Raw genomic sequence first — 15,625 nt, 5'->3', positions numbered from 1 at the left:
TGACGTTGCATTTTTTTTATCAGGCCGGGCGGGAAACATGATCTGCCGCCGCATTGTTGGCTTTAGCGACCGCGCCCGCAAGTTTATCGCCAGCGTTAAGCGCCTGACACAGCACACCCATGAAGCAGTCGCCCGCGCCATGGGTGCTGACCAGGATGACCTGACGGGCAGGAAAAGCCTGCGTTTCCCCTGCTTCACTGAAGGCCACGCCGTGCTCTCCGGCAGTTACCACCACGCGGTCAAAACGCAGTGCCAGCTCTGCTGCAGCCTGCCTGGCTGAGGCCAGATCGGTCACCGCGATGCCAGTCATATCCCGGGCTTCAACCCCATTCACCACCAGCAAATCAATGCAGCGCGCAAATTCGGGAGAGAGTGGCCGGGCCGGTGCCGCATTAATGCACACCGGAATCTGCTGCTGCCGCGCCGCCTGCGCCGCGACCAGATTAATGGCTTCCGGCACCTCATTCTGCAGCACCAGCATGGACACATCCTGCCAGAAACCGGCCTGCATGAACGGCTCGGCAGCGATATGTTGATTGGCGTTGGATACCACCACCGCGCCGTAATCGCCTTCAGCATCGGTAATGGCAACGCTCATGCCAGACGCAATATCGTCAATCCTCGTGACCGCGTCGGTATTCACCCCTGCCTGGCGCAGCGTTTTCAGCAAAAACGCGCCCTGTTCATCGGCCCCTACCGCACCAATAAAACGGACATCTGCACCTGCTTTTGCGGCCGCTATCGCCTGATTGCCGCCCTTGCCCCCAAACTTGTAGTGGCAGGCGGTTCCCATAACCGTTTCGCCTTTTTCAGGCCGATGATGCGCATCCAGCATAATGTCGTAGTGAAGACTGCCGGTAACTGCAATTTTACTCATGCTCAGAATTCCCGCAGATCCTGAACCGCATGCTGGGTTTTCATCAGGTTTTTCTCCGCACGCGTTAAATCCTTTTTCGCGATGGCCACGAACAGCGCATCCAGTATATTCAGCTGGGCAATTCGTGATGCGGCATTTTCACCTAACAGATGCGATCCCTGAGAAGTTGAATTAAGTACCACATGCGCATGACGCGCAATAGGCGACTCGGCGTAATTCGTAATCACAATCACTCTGGCACCGTTACGTCCGGCTAATTTAACCGGATCGTTAACAGCACGCGTCGCACCGGAGTGACTAATCGCAATCACGACATCATCGTCAGATAACACGGCGGCAGACATCAGCATAATATGGGCGTCATCGTAGGCAGTGGACTTAATGCCGATCTTCAGCATCTTGTGGGAGAGATCGCGGGCAACCGTGGCCGATCCCCCTACCGCATAAAGATCAATATGACGCGCCTTAAAAATAATATCTGCTGCGCGGTTAAATTCAGATACATCTAAAATCGACAACGTTTCTTCAATAGCCTGAATAGATGTTCTGAAGACTTTTGCCAGTAATTGTTCCGATGAATCATCGGGCTCAATTTCCGCATGTAAACCTGCCACTTCAGAGGCGTTATAATAAATTAAACTGCTTCTGAAATTCCTGAACCCCGTGAAGTTAAGCTTTTTAGTGATCTTAACTATCATGGCTTCCGATACGCCGTTTTCCTGCGCAATCTCTTTTAAAGACGTGTGTTCGGTGATATCCGTTCTGGCAATGATTGCCTCAATGACTCGCCGTTCTAACGGCGTCAGTTGGGGTAATCGCATACGAATTTGAGCGCCAATGGCTCGCGGATCTTGCTTCATTACTTGCCTCGGGTCGCTCGGTCAATCAACATCGCTATGATAATAATAAGACCCGTAGCGAGCAATTGATAAAACGCCTGAATATTAAGCAAGGTCAGGCCGTTACGTAACGCCCCGAGAATAATCACGCCAATCAGGGTGCCAAAGATACTGCCTTTGCCGCCCATCAGTGACGCACCGCCGATGGCAGCGGCCGCAATGGCATCCAGCTCCCACAGGTTGCCGATGGTGGGTTCCGCCGCACCCAGACGGCCAATCAGAATCAGCGACGCCAGAGAGGCCAGCATGCCAGAGATCACGTAAACCGTGACTTTGGTGCGCTTAACCGGCACACCTGCCACGCGGGCCGCTTCTTCATTACCGCCAATCGCCAGAATGTACTCTCCCAGCGGGGTTTTATTCATAACCGTCCAGAGGCACAGCGCAATCACGGCGACCACAACGATCGGCGTGGGCACGCCGAACACCGTGCTGTTGATCAGGCTACGGAACGACATGGGAATACCGAATACGGGATTACCGCCGGTGGAGATCAGCGCAATAGCACGAAACAGCGACAGGCCACCCAGCGTGACGATAAAGGGTTGCAGGCCGGCATAAGCGATAAGCGTCCCGCTAAATATCCCGCTGACTGCGCCGACGCAAAGCGTGGCCATGATGGCCAGCGGCACCGGCACGCCAGACACCATCAGCGTGGCACCTAACACCGCAGAGAGCGCAGCCGTTGGCCCAACCGATAAATCAATTCCGCCTGAAATGATCACCAGCGTCATGCCCAGCGCAATTAAGGCATTAATGGAGGACTGCTGCAGAATATTGAGCAGATTCGGAACGGTAAAAAATACCGGCGACAGAAAAGAAAATGTCACCACAATAATCAGTAATCCAATTAACGTGCCGGCATCGCGCAGATTAAATTTTAACAGCGGTGAGGCGCGGCTCACCGGCTGCATGTTCGTTTCAGTCGTCATGGTTATCGCCTTTATATACAGGTATGAGATCAGGCAGTTTCAACATCTTTAATGGCAAAACGGGCAATATTGTCTTCGGTGATAGCCTCGCCCTTTAACTCTTTGGTTATTTTCCCTTCGCGCATAACCAGTACACGATCGGAGATACGAATGATTTCCGTCATTTCCGATGAGACAACAATAATGGCTTTACCTGCCTTCGCCAGTCGTTCAATTAAATTATAGATTTCTGACTTGGCACCAATATCAATGCCGCGCGTGGGTTCATCAAATAAAAAGACTTTTGCGTCAGCGGCTACCCAGCGTCCGATAATGACTTTTTGTTGATTACCGCCACTGAGCGTACCGATGGTTTTCTCAATATCCATGGGGCGCAGTTTAAGATCGCTCATCACCTCATGTGCTGCCCTGTTTAACCGCTGCTTATTGATCACGCCGCCCAGGGTGAACTGACGCATGGACGGCAGCGCCATATTCATTTTCACCGGGCGGGCTTTAATGATGCCCTCTTTTTTACGATCTTCCGGCACCAGACCAATCCCCGCTTTTATTGCCGCGCTGATATTATGGTTTGGAACGGAATACCCATTGACCTTCACCGTGCCGCTGCTGCGCCTGTCGATACCGGCAATCAGCTTAAGCAACTCGGTACGTCCTGCGCCGACCAGCCCCGCAATGCCCAACACTTCCCCGGCGTTGACGCTAAAATTAGCGGGCGATATTTCATTGCCACGCGCCAGATTTTCGACGCGTAATACTTCCTGAGCGGTGACAAAGGCGTTGTGATCGAGCCGTTCTATTTTGCGCCCGACCATTTTAGCCACGATGCTTTCTTCATCTTCATCGCAGATGTTCACCACCCCAACCTGTTTGCCATCGCGCATGATCGTCGCCCGGTCACAGACTCTGAAAATCTCGTTCATCTTATGTGATACATAGATTAAAGAGACGCCCAGCGATTTGAGGTCGGCGATCAGTTCAGCCAGCCGGTCAAACTCGCGCGGCGTCAGACTGGAAGTCGGCTCATCCATCGCGATGATTTTGGCGTCATCCAGCAACGCACGGGCTATTTCGACAATCTGCTGCTGCGAAACCTTAAGATGTTTAATCGGGCTGTTGGGATCGATCGTCGGATCGAGCCGTTTCAGAATCAGCGCGGCACGCGACAGCTGGGCTTTTTTATCCACCCACCAGCCTTTTGCTTTGGTCAGTGGGCGGCCCAGAAACATATTCTGCGCGACCGAGAGCTCAGGAACATGCTGCAGTTCCTGATGGATCATCGCGATCCCCGCATGACGCGCGCTGAGTGGGCTTTTCATCTGCACCGTCTGGCCGTTGACGCTGATTTCGCCACTGTCCGCGCCGCGCACGCCGGAGAGAATGTTTAGCAGCGTAGATTTGCCCGCGCCATTCTCACCGATCAAGGCATGCACTTCACCGGGCTTCACAAAAAAGTCGACATTTTGTAAAGCTGCGGCGCTGCCGTAGGTTTTGTTGATGCCGCGCATCATTAAACGATACTGTTCCATACGCTCTCCGCCAGGCTTACTGTTTAGCTAACAGTTGACGCAGCTTTTCCATGTCTTGAGTGGAAAACGCATCCGCATTCTCTTTGGTGATGAGCGCCTGCGGTGTGGACACCACGCGTGAGATTTTCTGGCCGTTAATCAAGCGCAGCATCACATCCATCGCCACTTCACCCGTCAGCACCGGGAAGCTGTCCACGGTACCGGTCAGTTCGCCGCGCTTGATGGAGGCATAGGCATCGGAGATCCCATCGGTTCCGAATACGGCCACCTGTTTGGCTTTGTCCATGGCGCGTACCGCTTCCACCACGCCCAGCGCCATCGTGTCGTTATTGGCATAAAAACCGATCAGGTCAGGATGCTGTTGCAGGATAGTGCTCGCCGCATTAAAGGCCTGCTCACGACTCCAGTTAGCCGGTACGCTGGCCACCACATTGAATTTGCCGTTGGCCTTGAGCGTTTCTTTAAAGCCGCTGGTGCGCTGACCGGCAGCATAGACGCCAGGCTGTCCTTCGATCACCGCAACCTTGCCGCCCTGCGGATGGTGCTCGATAAACCATTTCGCTACGCGCACGCCGTTGTCTTTCTGGACATTACCGACGTAGTGTTCCGCATTCGGCATCACCGCGTCATTGACGTTCACAACCGGGATTTTTTTACTGTTGGCGCTTTCCAGTGCAGGCTCAAGGTTAATGTCGGTTTGCGGAGAGACCAGCAGGCCATTATAGCCCTGAGAAATCATGGTTTCGGCAATCGACAACTGGCCCAGTTGATCGTCTTCATTTGCCGCAGCCTGATAAGCCACGGTGATGCCATATTTTTTGGCGGCGTTCTGGTAGCCTTCGCCCAGCAAACGCCAGTATTCATTGGTCAGGGTTTTGGATACGCCACCGATTTTGAGCGATTTATCAACTTTCGGCATCGCGCCATAGCGACTGTCGAGCATTGACCAGTCGGTGCGGTCCTGTTCCGTGTCGGACTTAAGCGGTGCCAGATCGGCGGCATAAACGCTGGCACACAAGAGCGACGAAGCGATAACGGCGAGTAAACGTTTTTTCATTTTTTCAGCCTTTTATTCTGCGTTTGTAGGGTAAGAAATTGCTGTTCTGCAGCCGGCGGCCTGCGTTAACGCGCAAGCATAATGTCGTTGACGATTTGCTGTGAGGCGACCGCATCCTGACGGCTGATCGCCTCTGCCAGCGCCGGATTATCATTAAGCTGGTCGCAAAGCTTGAGTAATCGCGTCACGGTGGCAATGTTGGTTTCGGCTTCACGTACCGGATCCAGTCCGCTGGCATCCGGGAAGGTGTCAAAATAGTAGGCGCCCTGATATCCATCACGCTGCATCTGCCACAGAAACTCCAACGTGGCGCGCGGATTAACCGATGCCGCCATCAGTCCGTCGTCACGTTTGCCCCAGCCGTCGTTTAAATCCAGCCCCAGCAGCCGGGAACGACGCGCCACCATGGCCGCCGCCCAGGCAGGAATTTCATTGGCGAACAGGACATGGGCAAAATCCAGCGTGATGCCGAGGTTCGGGCTTCCGGCCTCTTCGACGGCCAGCAGGCAGGTGGTCACGTTGGGAAAAATGCTGTAGGCACGCGGCTCGTTGGGTTTGTATTCAATGCTCACATCCACGTCCGGCGCGTAGTCGGCGATTTCACGCACCGCGCTGACGGCGTCTTCCCAGATTTTTTTGTAATCGACCTGGAAGCAGTAGTCGAAACCGTCCTGGCCCATCCATAACGTCATTAAGCGGGAGCCAAATTCCCGTCCGGTATCGATTCCCCGCTTGGTCAGGTCAATCGCCTCACGGCGAATTTTCGGATCCGGATGGGTAAATGCGCCAATTTTGAACTGCGGTGCATCCCACCGCATCTGCATGCCGTTGACCGCCAGCCCGGCATCCTCAATAGCCTGGCGCAGCGTTTTACTGTCACTGGTGAGGTGCTGGGGATAGTTGAGATCCAAATGCGTTAAGCCTTTAACCTTGCCCGCGCGCGCCACCATTTGCAGTACAGAGGGCTTGCCCTGCAAATCTGGCCAGTAGAGATGTGCCCCCGAAGCAAAGGAGTTAAGACGAGTAGCAAACTTTAAATCTGACATGAGGCTCAATCCTTAGTAACAGGGTTGTAATGTACTTTCCTTTTTCACAATTAACTGTGAAGTTATATTAGAATTTACGCTTCTGGCGTGAACACGCAATCCTTGTTGTCGCTGAAATAACCAAAATGCGAGAGCGGTCACGGATTAATCAGCGCGGGCAACGATCTGCGGGAGCAGCCAGTAAAACGTGGACGACTGCGCCAGGTCAGCCATGGCCGGCAGCAGTAAATGTGAAAACCCGGGAGGATTAGCCGATGCAATGGCCAGATATGCACTACGCTTAGTCCATGCATTACCCTTATAAAAATGGAGACTATTTCGATGAGTCATGATGAGCGTAAACCCACCACAACCGATGCCGGTATTCCGGTGGCCAGCGATGAGCATTCTCTTTCCGTCGGTCCCGATGGCCCCCTGGTGCTTCACGACCATTACCTGATTGAGCAGATGGCCAACTTCAACCGGGAACGCATTCCCGAGCGGCAGCCCCATGCGAAAGGAAGCGGCGCATTTGGCTTTTTTGAGGTGACTGAAGATGTGAGTCGCTACACCAAAGCCAACGTTTTTCAGCCGGGCACGAAAACTGACGTGCTGATGCGTTTTTCAACGGTGGCTGGCGAGCGCGGCAGCCCGGATACCTGGCGCGATCCGCGCGGATTTTCCATTAAGTTTTATACCCGCGAAGGCAATTACGACATGGTGGGCAACAATACACCGGTGTTCTTTATTCGCGATCCCATGAAGTTTCAGCACTTCATTCGCTCACAAAAGCGCCGCGCCGATAACAATCTGCGTGACAATGATATGCAGTGGGATTTCTGGACGCTGTCACCCGAATCCTCGCATCAGGTCACCTGGCTAATGGGCGACCGTGGGATTCCTAAAAACTGGCGTCATATGAATGGGTATTCCAGCCACACTTATATGTGGGTCAATGAACAGGGTGAAAAGTTCTGGGTGAAATACCATTTCCACACCGACCAGGGCATTGAATACCTGACGCAGGAGCAAGCCGATAAACTGGCAGGCGAAGATGGCGATTACCATACGCGTGACCTGTTTATGTCGATCAAAAACGGCCAATTCCCGAGCTGGACCCTGTACATGCAGATCATGCCGTTTGCTGAGGCTGACAGCTATCGTTTCAATCCTTTCGATTTGACCAAGGTGTGGCCGCACAGTGATTATCCGCTGATCAAAGTTGGCAAGCTGACGCTGAACCGCAACCCAACGGACAACCATGCGCAGATTGAACAAGCCGCATTTGAACCGAATAATCTGGTCCCTGGCATCGGGCTCAGCCCGGATAAGATGCTGATTGGTCGCGTGTTTGCCTATGCCGACGCCCATCGCGCACGGCTTGGAGTGAACTATAAACAGATCCCGGTTAATGCCCCGCAGTCGCCGGTAAACAGCTACAGCAAAGACGGGGCGATGCGGATGAATCCGGTATCCGACCCGGTTTACGCCCCCAACAGCAAAGGCGGCCCGGTGGCAGATGGCGACCGCTATCCCACCGACTCGGTCTGGTCAGCCAGCGGCGACATGGTTCGTGCCCCTTACTCACTGCGTCAGGACGATGACGACGTGGGCCAGGCAAATACCCTGATCAACAAGGTGATGGATGATGCCGCGCGCGACAGGCTGGTCAACAACGTTAGCGGTCATCTGCTGAACGGGGTTGAAGAGCCGGTGCTTTCGCGAGCGTTTCAGTACTGGCGCAACATCGACCAGACCATTGGCGATCGTATCGCCAGCAAGGTGCAGGAAGCACGCGCTAAGCGATAACCCGCACATCTGACGGTGGCGTAAGCCACCGTTACTCTTTTGCGCAAACGCGCTCAGCCATGTCTGGCACAAAACTGCTCAATATCCCCTGACTGAAAATCGGCCAGGTTAGCCATGATTTTTTCCAGCGGCCAGTTCCACCAGGCAATCTGCTGTAGCCGGGTTGCAATCGCCGGATGAAAACGAACGCGGATTGGTTTAGCCGGCACGCCACCCACGACGGTATAGGCTGCCACATCTTTGGTCACCACCGCACCTGCCGCCAGCACCGCACCATCGCCTACCGTCACGCCAGGCAGGACAATCACGCCATGACCTATCCAGACATCGTTGCCAATGATCACCCGGTCTTCGCGGCGGGCGCTGAAAAAACCGTGGTCGCGCGTGGCCGTAGCATCGTAATACTCCGGACAATAGGTAAAGCGGTGTTGCGACGCCCGATCCATCGGATGGTTAGGTGCACCGATGCGTACCTGATTGGCAATGGCGGTGAAGCGGCCTATTGCGCTGTCTGCGATGCAGCAGTGTTCACCGACGTAAGAGAAGTCGCCAAGGGTGCTGAATTCAAGGTAACTGTGCGCCAGAATTTCACACTGTGAGCCAATCTGGGTTTCGCGCGTACGTACGCTGGCGTCAATTTCGGTCTGCTGGAGTTTGGCGGGTTTGACAATGGCAAGTGACATGAAAAGGCTCCCGGAACTGGTCTGATGTCTGGATAAGTTGTGCCTTTCAGGCACCCGATTGCCGCGCCACTGTAGCCGGGAAAGATGACAGGCAATTGACAACGAAAAAGGCGGAGTGGTTAGCTCCGCCTTGGTCAAAGTTCCGGTTAATTTGCATGACCGGTCAGTTGCATAAGGGCAACGATGATCTGCAAGATGATCCGGATGATTTCCAGAATCAGCTTCGTCAGTTCCATCACTTTCCTTCTCCCGCAACAGGAGCGCGCTGTTCAGCAACCAGGGCCTTACCATTACCCGCCAGGTGCCTGAGCACAACTTTGTGGAGAGGGCTGAGCGGCACTCGGGGTTTAAGCCACAGGTCAGCACCACCTGTTACCTGCCGGGATTTGCATTACCGAGCTCCCCTGGAAGCAATCAGTTAACCCTGCGGCGATACCCAACACTCAACACATGTATAAATATACAGTATTTTCGCCAAACTTGAAGTCTTGCGCAGCCCTCTTTACAATCAATTTGTGGAGAGTGCTGAGCACCTCGTTCGCCATCCGGTTACCCGCCGGGCAACGAACGCATAAAAAAAGGATTTGGCGTAATGCCAAATCCTTTTTTTGTACCTGCAGTTTAGCTTAGTTCGCCGAACTAACGCGCCAGATTGTATCACCGGCGTCATCCGCAATGATCAGACCGCCCTGTTTGTCGCTGGCCAGACCGACCGGTAAGCCACGCACCTGTTTCTCGTCTTGGGTTAAGAAGCCGGATACCACGGTTTGCGGTTGCCCTACCGGTTTACCGTTCTCAAACTTCACCCAAATCACTTTGTAACCGTTGAGGGGTTTGCGGTTCCAGCTGCCGTGCTCACTGATAAATGCGCCACCGCGATACTGTGGCATGTTCTCAGCGCCATAGAACAGCAGTCCGAGCGGTGCGACATGCGAACTCAGCGCATAGTCAGGCTTAATCGCCTTTTCAACCAGGTCCGGCCGCTGTGGCTGCGCCCGCACGTCAACATGCTGGCCGAAATAGCTGTAAGGCCAGCCATAGAAGCCGTTCTCTTTAACCGAGGTCAGGTAATCAGGCACCAGGTCAGAGCCGATTTCATCACGCTCATTAATCACCGCCCATAGCTGCTTCGTCTGGGGTTCCCAGTCAAGGCCGGTGGGATTACGCAGCCCGCTGGCGTAGATCCGGCTGGCGCCGCTGGCGGCATCCACTTCCAGAATAGCGGCGCGGCGATATTCGGCGCCAATGCCGTTCTCGGTAATGTTGCTGTTGGAACCGACGCCGACATAGAGCTTGCTGCCGTCCGGGCTGGCCAACAGCGCTTTCGTCCAGTGGTGATTAATGGGCCCGCCAGGTAACTCGGTGACCCACTGGGGCGCGGTGCGAATTTCGGTTTGCCCTTCGCTGTAGGGGAATTTCACCAGACTGTCTGCGTTAGCCACGTACAGCGTGTTCCCCACCAGCTGCATACCAAAGGGGGCACTCAGGTTTTCAATAAAGCGATGCTGTTCCCATTTACCGTTTACGTTGCGCAGCAGCGTGATGCGGTTGCCGCCCTTGCCCCCTTTGCCCGAGGCATTTTTGACCAGCCCGGTGATCAGCTCTTTGGGCTTGGTGGTCGGTTTTGGCATGCCGTTCGATTCGGCGATCAGGATGTCGTTATTCGGCAGAACATAAACCTGACGAGGATGCTGAAGATGGTCGGCAATCTTTTCAATTTTCAGCCCCTGCGCCACGGTTGGCTTTTCACCGTTCTTCCAGGGTGCGCCTTCCGGTACCTGCATGGGCGGCACCATAAAGTTTTTGGCTTCCGGTAACTCGGGATTGGCACCGATTTGCTTTTGCGGATCGATCGTCGCACCGGTATCACAACCCGCCAGCAGGGCCATCATCGTCAGCGCAATAAGGGATTGTTGCGGCATTTTCATTATGGCTTCTCCTTAAGCAGTACGTTGACGTAGCGCAAGTTGCACGTTCGCCAGCAGCAGAAGTATCACGACCAGGGTCGACAGAATCGCCGCCGTTGGCACCACGGCATACGCATCACGGCTGTGAATAAAGGCATTGGCAATGGCCAGAATGATGGCGACCAGAGAGAGCCAGAAATGGGTTTTCTCTGGCGCAGTGCTGCCGCGAAACATATAAATCAGACTAATTATTCTGGGCAGGATGGCAATCACAAGGCCAATAGCGATTAACCAGCTGGCACTGATTGACCAGAGAATGATAAAGGTTTTCATATAGATGATATCGAACAGCCAGGCCGCCACGAAAAAGCCAAGCGGTACAGGCTCCAGAAGAGCATACAGCGTCACGGCGACGGCCGAACGTCCAGAGGTATTGCGCATATTTTTCTCCATTTTGAATAATATTACAGCTCAAGCACAGCGCATTACTTTTCCATCACGCCGTAAACCTGCCTGTAAAATATTAGTAAACCTGAAGAAAAATGGCGGTTTTAATTCACATTATCGCGGATTTAACCTGACCCACACCGCTGTCAGGCGGCGATGAGAGAAAACGCCCCGGATAATCGGCCGTAATCGCCTGTTCCAGGGTATGGCGCCCAAACAGCCTGTAGCGGTTGAGCGCGATACCGTTGTAGAAAAAATTACTGATGGGGTCGGGAAACGCGCGCAGGACGCTCAGCGCCCGCCACGGCAGCGGTAACTGCTGCATCACCCGCAGCACCGCCTGGGCACGCAGCCAATGACCCTCGCTATGGATATAGACGATCGTATTGATATTATCCTCGGGCAGGCCGGCCCATTTCAGCAGCCCTTTGCCCTGTTCACTTTGCACGGAAGCAAAACGAACCTGCCGCGCCAGCCGATGGCGCAGCAGAAAACGCACCCAGCCCGTACAGAGTTTACATACGCCATCATAAAGCACGACGCTCTCGCCCGCTTGCAGATAGGGTGGCTGTGGCATGCTGCTCTTCCTCTGTTTCATCCTCAACAGAAGCAGTATAGCCTGCCCTCCTCAGATGTTGAGCCAGCCACTGGCCCACCGCGTGCTCGTCAATGGCACTGGCATTGACTTTCAACATCGGCCCCAGCGCCATCGGCTGCGCCTCCTCCGCCAGGCGACGCAGCTCGGGAAGGTACTCGGCGCCCGGATGGCCCGGCATGCGCTGCGTGAGCCGTGACTGATAGCGCGCGACGGCGGCGTCCGGCGCTATCTGCATCCAGACCTCCAGCACCTCGCTCACGCCAGCCCGCTTTAATCCCTGCTCCAGTACGCTTTTGGGCTGAAACCCAAACCATGCATCGATCAGGAAGACGCAATCAGCCGGGGACTGAGCGACAATGTTCCAGATAGCCTGGTACGCTGCACAGCCCAACTGCCGGTTACGCTGGCGATCGACCGGCGCAAAGCTGGACATAAAAGGCTCCTTCAGGCTGTCCAGCGTGAGAACCGGCAGGGAAAAACGCCGTGACAGCGCACGGGCCAGCGTGCTTTTGCCTGAGGCGGGAATGCCGTTAACCAACACCACCCGCTTGGTGACAGTTTCACTGGTCATAGGATCTCCATCACTTCCGCGACGCTGCTGGCCTGACGTAACCTGACCAACGTTTCTTCATCCTCTAGCAGGGTGACAATCGCGCGAATCCCCTCCTCTATGTGGGCATTACTGTCACGGGCGCCAAACATGATCACAATATCCGCCTTGTCGCTGCCGTCAAACGAGACCGGCTCCGAAAGCAGTACCATGCTGAAGCAGTCGCGAATCACGCCCGTTTCCGGGCGGGCATGCGGGATGGCGATACCTTCTTCAAACACGTAATAGGCACCGTGAGTCAGCGTATTCTCGATCACCGCCTGAGGATAAGAGACCTGAATATAGCCGCCCTCCACCAGCGGCCTGGCCGCCATGGCGATAACCTGCTGCCAGTCCCTGGCGGCAATACCTACCTGAACAGCATTGGCTTCCTGTAATAACTGTTTAATGGTCATTACTGCTCCTTAAACTGATTTACGCACCAGATTGCGTAATTCATCAATTTTCACAAAAAGAGGATCAATGTCATCCCGGTAAAGGCGACTTTTCGCAAACAATGATAATGCACGGTTATATTCCAGCATTAATTGTTTTTGCGTTTCAGTGTCGCCTGAATTCGCTGCCAGCTTTGCTTCCAGCGCCGTTATTTTTTGACTGACCTGCTCTGCCTGACGATCGCGTTCTGCATCCTCTGAGGCCGTATTTTCCACTTTCTTTTTCATGAATCCAAACATAGCGTCTCCTGCCCCGAAAAGCGCCAGGGCACTTCAGGTTTATTCACGTCGGGATAATAAAAGTGCTTAACGGAACAGCTGCATTTTTTCTACTAATACATTGGTCACTGCATTATTCGCAGGCACAAGGAAATTACGCACGCTGTCGTTAACTTTGCCTTTTTCAAACGTTGCCTTGCATTGGGCGACCCACTGCACATTCATTTCCGTTCCCACGTTCACTTTTTCGATACCGCTGCCCACCGCCAGGCGCATGTCCTCGTCACTGACCCCGGTACCACCGTGCAGAACCAGCGGCGTAGCCGTGGCAGCCGTAATCTCCGCCAGCCGTTGATGCTGAATATGGGCTTTGCCAGTGTAGAGCCCGTGAACCGTGCCGATGGAAATGGCCAGCATATCCACGCCGGTTTCATTCACAAAACGTTTGGCATCCTCTACCGTGGTGAACGCAATATCGCTCATTTCCACACATTTCCCGTCTTCAGAGCCGCCAATTGCGCCCAGCTCCGCTTCCACAGAGACATTTACGGGGCGGGCCATATCAATCACCCTGCGGGTATTGGCAATATTCTCATCAAGCGGTAAATGTGACCCGTCATACATGACCGAACTGAACCCGGCTTGAATTGCCGTCTGAATCGCGTCTAAATCAGAACAGTGATCCAGGTGCAAACAGGTCGGAATATTTTTACTCTTTGACAGCGATTTAATTGCATCCACCAGTAATTCATGTCCCAAATATTTCGCTGTACCGGTTGAAATTTGAATCATTAATGGGCTGTTGGTATTTTCGGCAGCTTTAAAAAAAGCCGGTAACATTTCCAGGCAGTGTAAATTAAATGACCCTACCGCTTTAAATTGGCGTTCTTTGGCAATTTTCAGCAATTCGGTAAAGTTATAAAGTTTCATGCACGTTTTCCTCACTGGGTTTAGTGGATTTTCCGTTAACAAACCAGGCGATAGCGGTAACAAAAGCAATGAACACGGCAACGAACAGCCAGTTATTCTGGAAAGCATGTCCCAGCACCAGGCCGGTACTAATGACGTCGGAATCGCTGAAGGTCACGCCGGTAAAACCGTAGCTTTCCAGCATCGGCACCAGAATGGCGGGCAGGAAAGTGATAAACAGGCCGTGGACGAATCCGCCGATCATCGCCCCGCGTCGTCCGCCCAGCGCGTTACCGAACACGCCTGCCGTTCCGCCGGCAAAAAAGTTAGTCAGCAGACCGGGCAAAATCATCGCCAGACCAAACATCGGGAAAACCAGCATCCCCACCACAGAGCCCAGCGTTGTCGCGAGAAAGCCGACAATGACCGCGTTTGGCGCATAAGGGAACATAACGGGACAGTCGAGGGCGGGTTTCGCATCCGGCACCAGCCGCATGGCAATACCGCGGAAAGCCGGCACCAGTTCGTTCAGCAGCAGTCGCACGCCGCTGTAGAGCACAAACACGCCTGCCACAAACTGGATGGATTGCATAAAGGCATACATCAGGTAGTTGGTGCCGCTGCTGTACTGGGCGATAAAAGCCGGGCCTGCCGCCACGGCAGGAATCAGGTACATCGGCACCATCACCACCGCCATGGACAGATAGGTGTCCTGCAGAAACTTAAAGTTATCGGGCAGCTTTAAGTCTTCCGTCGAGCGTGAGCCTTTTCCGACCACCTTCGCCACTGCCGCAGTGAGCAGGTAACCAATGGTGCAGAAGTGACCGAGCGCGACATCGTCCGAGTCGGTGATACGACGCACCACCGGCTGCGCCAGCGCTGGCATCACAACAGCCATCACGCCGCCAAAAATACCGCCGGTTAAAATGAGCGGTAATCCGGTGAGGCCGGCTTTATAGCCGATAACCGCGCCAATGGTGGCCATCCACAGTAGCGCCTGGCCGGTCAGGAAGATGTATTTGAACGGTGTCAGGCGGGCAATGATGATGTTGACGATGAAGATCACCAGCAGCGTCATGGCCACTTCCGATCCCAACTCGCGGTTTGCCAGTCCGGCAATCGCCGCCACGTCGGTGATGTAGCCCTGCATCCCAAAACCATGGGTGAAGATGCTGTTAAGGAAGGTCAGCGCGCCCACGATGATGTTGATGCCGGCCATCATGATTAAGAACCCCAACAGGGTTTTAAACGTGCCTTCTACCACCTTGCCGGCAGATTTTTTTTGCAGGACCAGTCCGATCAGCGCAATAAACGCGATCAGAATGGATGCCTGCCCCAGTAAGTCTTTAACCAGAAAATTAATTACACTATTCATGATTAGCAACCTTCACATTACGCTCTTTTAAGAAAGCCACGATTTTTTGCTCAATTTCAGCTTTATCGGTGAGTTTATTTAATATAATTACGCGTTTAATCTGTTCTGGTGTGGCGTCGGCATTTAAGACATCCGCAAAGGCTTTTTGCGTTAGGATCATGTCGGATTTAAATGCGTTAGCTTCTGAAATCGTGGTGTGATCGATGTCGGCGTCAATCTCCAGTTTTTTTAAAACGGCTTTCGCACTCATTTCGATAGCGAAACTTGACCCCAGACCACAACCACAGACACATAAAATTTTCAGCATGTTTTCTC

At 53.7% G+C, this 15,625-nt stretch carries 17 protein-coding genes; 1 reads left to right on the top strand and 16 read right to left on the bottom strand.

All coding sequences use genetic code 11. The features are described from left to right. Positions 1-19 precede the first annotated feature (19 nt). The 6 genes from QLG08_RS22460 to QLG08_RS22435 all read right to left on the bottom strand — a co-directional run bounded on the left by QLG08_RS22460 (position 20) and on the right by QLG08_RS22435 (position 6,340). The gene (locus QLG08_RS22460) at positions 20-877 is read right to left on the bottom strand and encodes a PfkB family carbohydrate kinase (protein WP_238493344.1); all 858 of its coding nucleotides are present in this window, start codon (positions 875-877) and stop codon (positions 20-22) included. A gap of 2 nt (positions 878-879) precedes the next feature. Next, complete coding sequence (locus tag QLG08_RS22455) at positions 880-1,737, bottom strand: MurR/RpiR family transcriptional regulator (RefSeq protein WP_014605861.1); 858 nt, start codon at positions 1,735-1,737, stop codon at positions 880-882. Continuing rightward, entirely contained in the window at positions 1,737-2,708 is a 972-nt protein-coding gene (locus QLG08_RS22450) for an ABC transporter permease (protein ID WP_014605862.1), read from the bottom strand. Before QLG08_RS22450 ends, QLG08_RS22455 begins: the two co-directional genes overlap by 1 nt. Before the next feature lie 29 nt (positions 2,709-2,737). Then, a complete protein-coding gene (locus tag QLG08_RS22445; RefSeq protein WP_014593689.1) occupies positions 2,738-4,237 on the bottom strand; it encodes a sugar ABC transporter ATP-binding protein in 1,500 nt (499 codons plus the stop codon). 16 nt (positions 4,238-4,253) lie between these two features. After that, the gene (locus QLG08_RS22440) at positions 4,254-5,294 is read right to left on the bottom strand and encodes a substrate-binding domain-containing protein (protein ID WP_089517357.1); all 1,041 of its coding nucleotides are present in this window, start codon (positions 5,292-5,294) and stop codon (positions 4,254-4,256) included. Between the two features lie 65 nt (positions 5,295-5,359). Continuing rightward, entirely contained in the window at positions 5,360-6,340 is a 981-nt protein-coding gene (locus QLG08_RS22435; protein WP_014593687.1) for a TIM barrel protein, read from the bottom strand. A gap of 321 nt (positions 6,341-6,661) precedes the next feature. On the opposite strand from QLG08_RS22435, the gene QLG08_RS22430 reads away from it, so the two are divergent. Next, positions 6,662-8,128 (top strand): catalase, encoded by a 1,467-nt coding sequence (locus QLG08_RS22430; protein ID WP_210531824.1) that lies wholly within the window; start codon positions 6,662-6,664, stop codon positions 8,126-8,128. Positions 8,129-8,181: 53 nt separating this feature from the next. Here QLG08_RS22430 and QLG08_RS22425 read toward each other — a convergent pair whose 3' ends face one another. The 10 genes from QLG08_RS22425 to QLG08_RS22380 form a co-directional block, all read right to left on the bottom strand. Continuing rightward, positions 8,182-8,811: a DapH/DapD/GlmU-related protein gene (locus QLG08_RS22425; RefSeq protein WP_238493343.1), complete on the bottom strand. Its 630-nt coding sequence runs from the start codon at positions 8,809-8,811 to the stop codon at positions 8,182-8,184. Positions 8,812-9,437: 626 nt separating this feature from the next. Then, on the bottom strand, positions 9,438-10,739 hold the full coding sequence (locus QLG08_RS22420; RefSeq protein WP_014593685.1) for a sorbosone dehydrogenase family protein: 1,302 nt from the start codon (positions 10,737-10,739) through the stop codon (positions 9,438-9,440). A gap of 12 nt (positions 10,740-10,751) precedes the next feature. Further along, positions 10,752-11,159, bottom strand: a complete 408-nt coding sequence (locus QLG08_RS22415) for a hypothetical protein (RefSeq protein ID WP_014605867.1) — start codon at positions 11,157-11,159, stop codon at positions 10,752-10,754. Between the two features lie 115 nt (positions 11,160-11,274). Beyond that, positions 11,275-11,742, bottom strand: coding sequence for a thiol-disulfide oxidoreductase DCC family protein (locus QLG08_RS22410; protein ID WP_089517358.1), 468 nt, complete (start codon positions 11,740-11,742; stop codon positions 11,275-11,277). Next, a complete protein-coding gene (locus tag QLG08_RS22405; protein WP_238493342.1) occupies positions 11,693-12,334 on the bottom strand; it encodes a glucokinase in 642 nt (213 codons plus the stop codon). The genes QLG08_RS22410 and QLG08_RS22405 overlap by 50 nt, the downstream gene beginning before the upstream one ends. Further along, positions 12,331-12,768 (bottom strand): PTS sugar transporter subunit IIA, encoded by a 438-nt coding sequence (locus tag QLG08_RS22400; protein WP_089517360.1) that lies wholly within the window; start codon positions 12,766-12,768, stop codon positions 12,331-12,333. Before QLG08_RS22400 ends, QLG08_RS22405 begins: the two co-directional genes overlap by 4 nt. 9 nt (positions 12,769-12,777) lie before the next feature. Then, on the bottom strand, positions 12,778-13,047 hold the full coding sequence (locus QLG08_RS22395; RefSeq protein WP_013025741.1) for a hypothetical protein: 270 nt from the start codon (positions 13,045-13,047) through the stop codon (positions 12,778-12,780). Positions 13,048-13,113: 66 nt separating this feature from the next. Further along, positions 13,114-13,956: a class II fructose-bisphosphate aldolase gene (locus tag QLG08_RS22390; protein WP_014605870.1), complete on the bottom strand. Its 843-nt coding sequence runs from the start codon at positions 13,954-13,956 to the stop codon at positions 13,114-13,116. Further along, complete coding sequence (locus QLG08_RS22385) at positions 13,943-15,310, bottom strand: PTS sugar transporter subunit IIC (protein WP_238493341.1); 1,368 nt, start codon at positions 15,308-15,310, stop codon at positions 13,943-13,945. Before QLG08_RS22385 ends, QLG08_RS22390 begins: the two co-directional genes overlap by 14 nt. Further along, positions 15,303-15,617 carry a PTS sugar transporter subunit IIB gene (locus QLG08_RS22380; RefSeq protein WP_013025738.1) on the bottom strand — a complete coding sequence of 105 codons (315 nt, stop codon included), beginning with the start codon at positions 15,615-15,617 and terminating at the stop codon, positions 15,303-15,305. The genes QLG08_RS22385 and QLG08_RS22380 overlap by 8 nt, the downstream gene beginning before the upstream one ends. Between the last annotated feature and the right edge of the window lie 8 nt (positions 15,618-15,625).

The sequence above is a fragment of the Pantoea sp. V106_11 genome (assembly GCF_029967885.1).
Classification (GTDB): Bacteria; Pseudomonadota; Gammaproteobacteria; order Enterobacterales; family Enterobacteriaceae; genus Pantoea; species Pantoea ananatis.
This window is presented reverse-complemented; position numbering and strand designations above follow the sequence as displayed.

Bases quoted from the DNA above. Each gene is read 5' to 3' on its own strand.
- QLG08_RS22405 (WP_238493342.1), bottom strand. From the start codon at position 12,334: ATGACCAGTGAAACTGTCACCAAGCGGGTGGTGTTGGTTAACGGCATT.
- QLG08_RS22440 (WP_089517357.1), bottom strand. From the start codon at position 5,294: ATGAAAAAACGTTTACTCGCCGTTATCGCTTCGTCGCTCTTGTGTGCC.
- QLG08_RS22445 (WP_014593689.1), bottom strand. From the start codon at position 4,237: ATGGAACAGTATCGTTTAATGATGCGCGGCATCAACAAAACCTACGGC.
- QLG08_RS22410 (WP_089517358.1), bottom strand. From the start codon at position 11,742: ATGCCACAGCCACCCTATCTGCAAGCGGGCGAGAGCGTCGTGCTTTAT.
- QLG08_RS22385 (WP_238493341.1), bottom strand. From the start codon at position 15,310: ATGAATAGTGTAATTAATTTTCTGGTTAAAGACTTACTGGGGCAGGCA.
- QLG08_RS22425 (WP_238493343.1), bottom strand. From the start codon at position 8,811: ATGTCACTTGCCATTGTCAAACCCGCCAAACTCCAGCAGACCGAAATT.
- QLG08_RS22460 (WP_238493344.1), bottom strand. From the start codon at position 877: ATGAGTAAAATTGCAGTTACCGGCAGTCTTCACTACGACATTATGCTG.
- QLG08_RS22390 (WP_014605870.1), bottom strand. From the start codon at position 13,956: ATGAAACTTTATAACTTTACCGAATTGCTGAAAATTGCCAAAGAACGC.
- QLG08_RS22400 (WP_089517360.1), bottom strand. From the start codon at position 12,768: ATGACCATTAAACAGTTATTACAGGAAGCCAATGCTGTTCAGGTAGGT.
- QLG08_RS22420 (WP_014593685.1), bottom strand. From the start codon at position 10,739: ATGAAAATGCCGCAACAATCCCTTATTGCGCTGACGATGATGGCCCTG.
- QLG08_RS22415 (WP_014605867.1), bottom strand. From the start codon at position 11,159: ATGCGCAATACCTCTGGACGTTCGGCCGTCGCCGTGACGCTGTATGCT.
- QLG08_RS22435 (WP_014593687.1), bottom strand. From the start codon at position 6,340: ATGTCAGATTTAAAGTTTGCTACTCGTCTTAACTCCTTTGCTTCGGGG.
- QLG08_RS22380 (WP_013025738.1), bottom strand. From the start codon at position 15,617: ATGCTGAAAATTTTATGTGTCTGTGGTTGTGGTCTGGGGTCAAGTTTC.
- QLG08_RS22455 (WP_014605861.1), bottom strand. From the start codon at position 1,737: ATGAAGCAAGATCCGCGAGCCATTGGCGCTCAAATTCGTATGCGATTA.
- QLG08_RS22450 (WP_014605862.1), bottom strand. From the start codon at position 2,708: ATGACGACTGAAACGAACATGCAGCCGGTGAGCCGCGCCTCACCGCTG.
- QLG08_RS22430 (WP_210531824.1), top strand. From the start codon at position 6,662: ATGAGTCATGATGAGCGTAAACCCACCACAACCGATGCCGGTATTCCG.
- QLG08_RS22395 (WP_013025741.1), bottom strand. From the start codon at position 13,047: ATGTTTGGATTCATGAAAAAGAAAGTGGAAAATACGGCCTCAGAGGAT.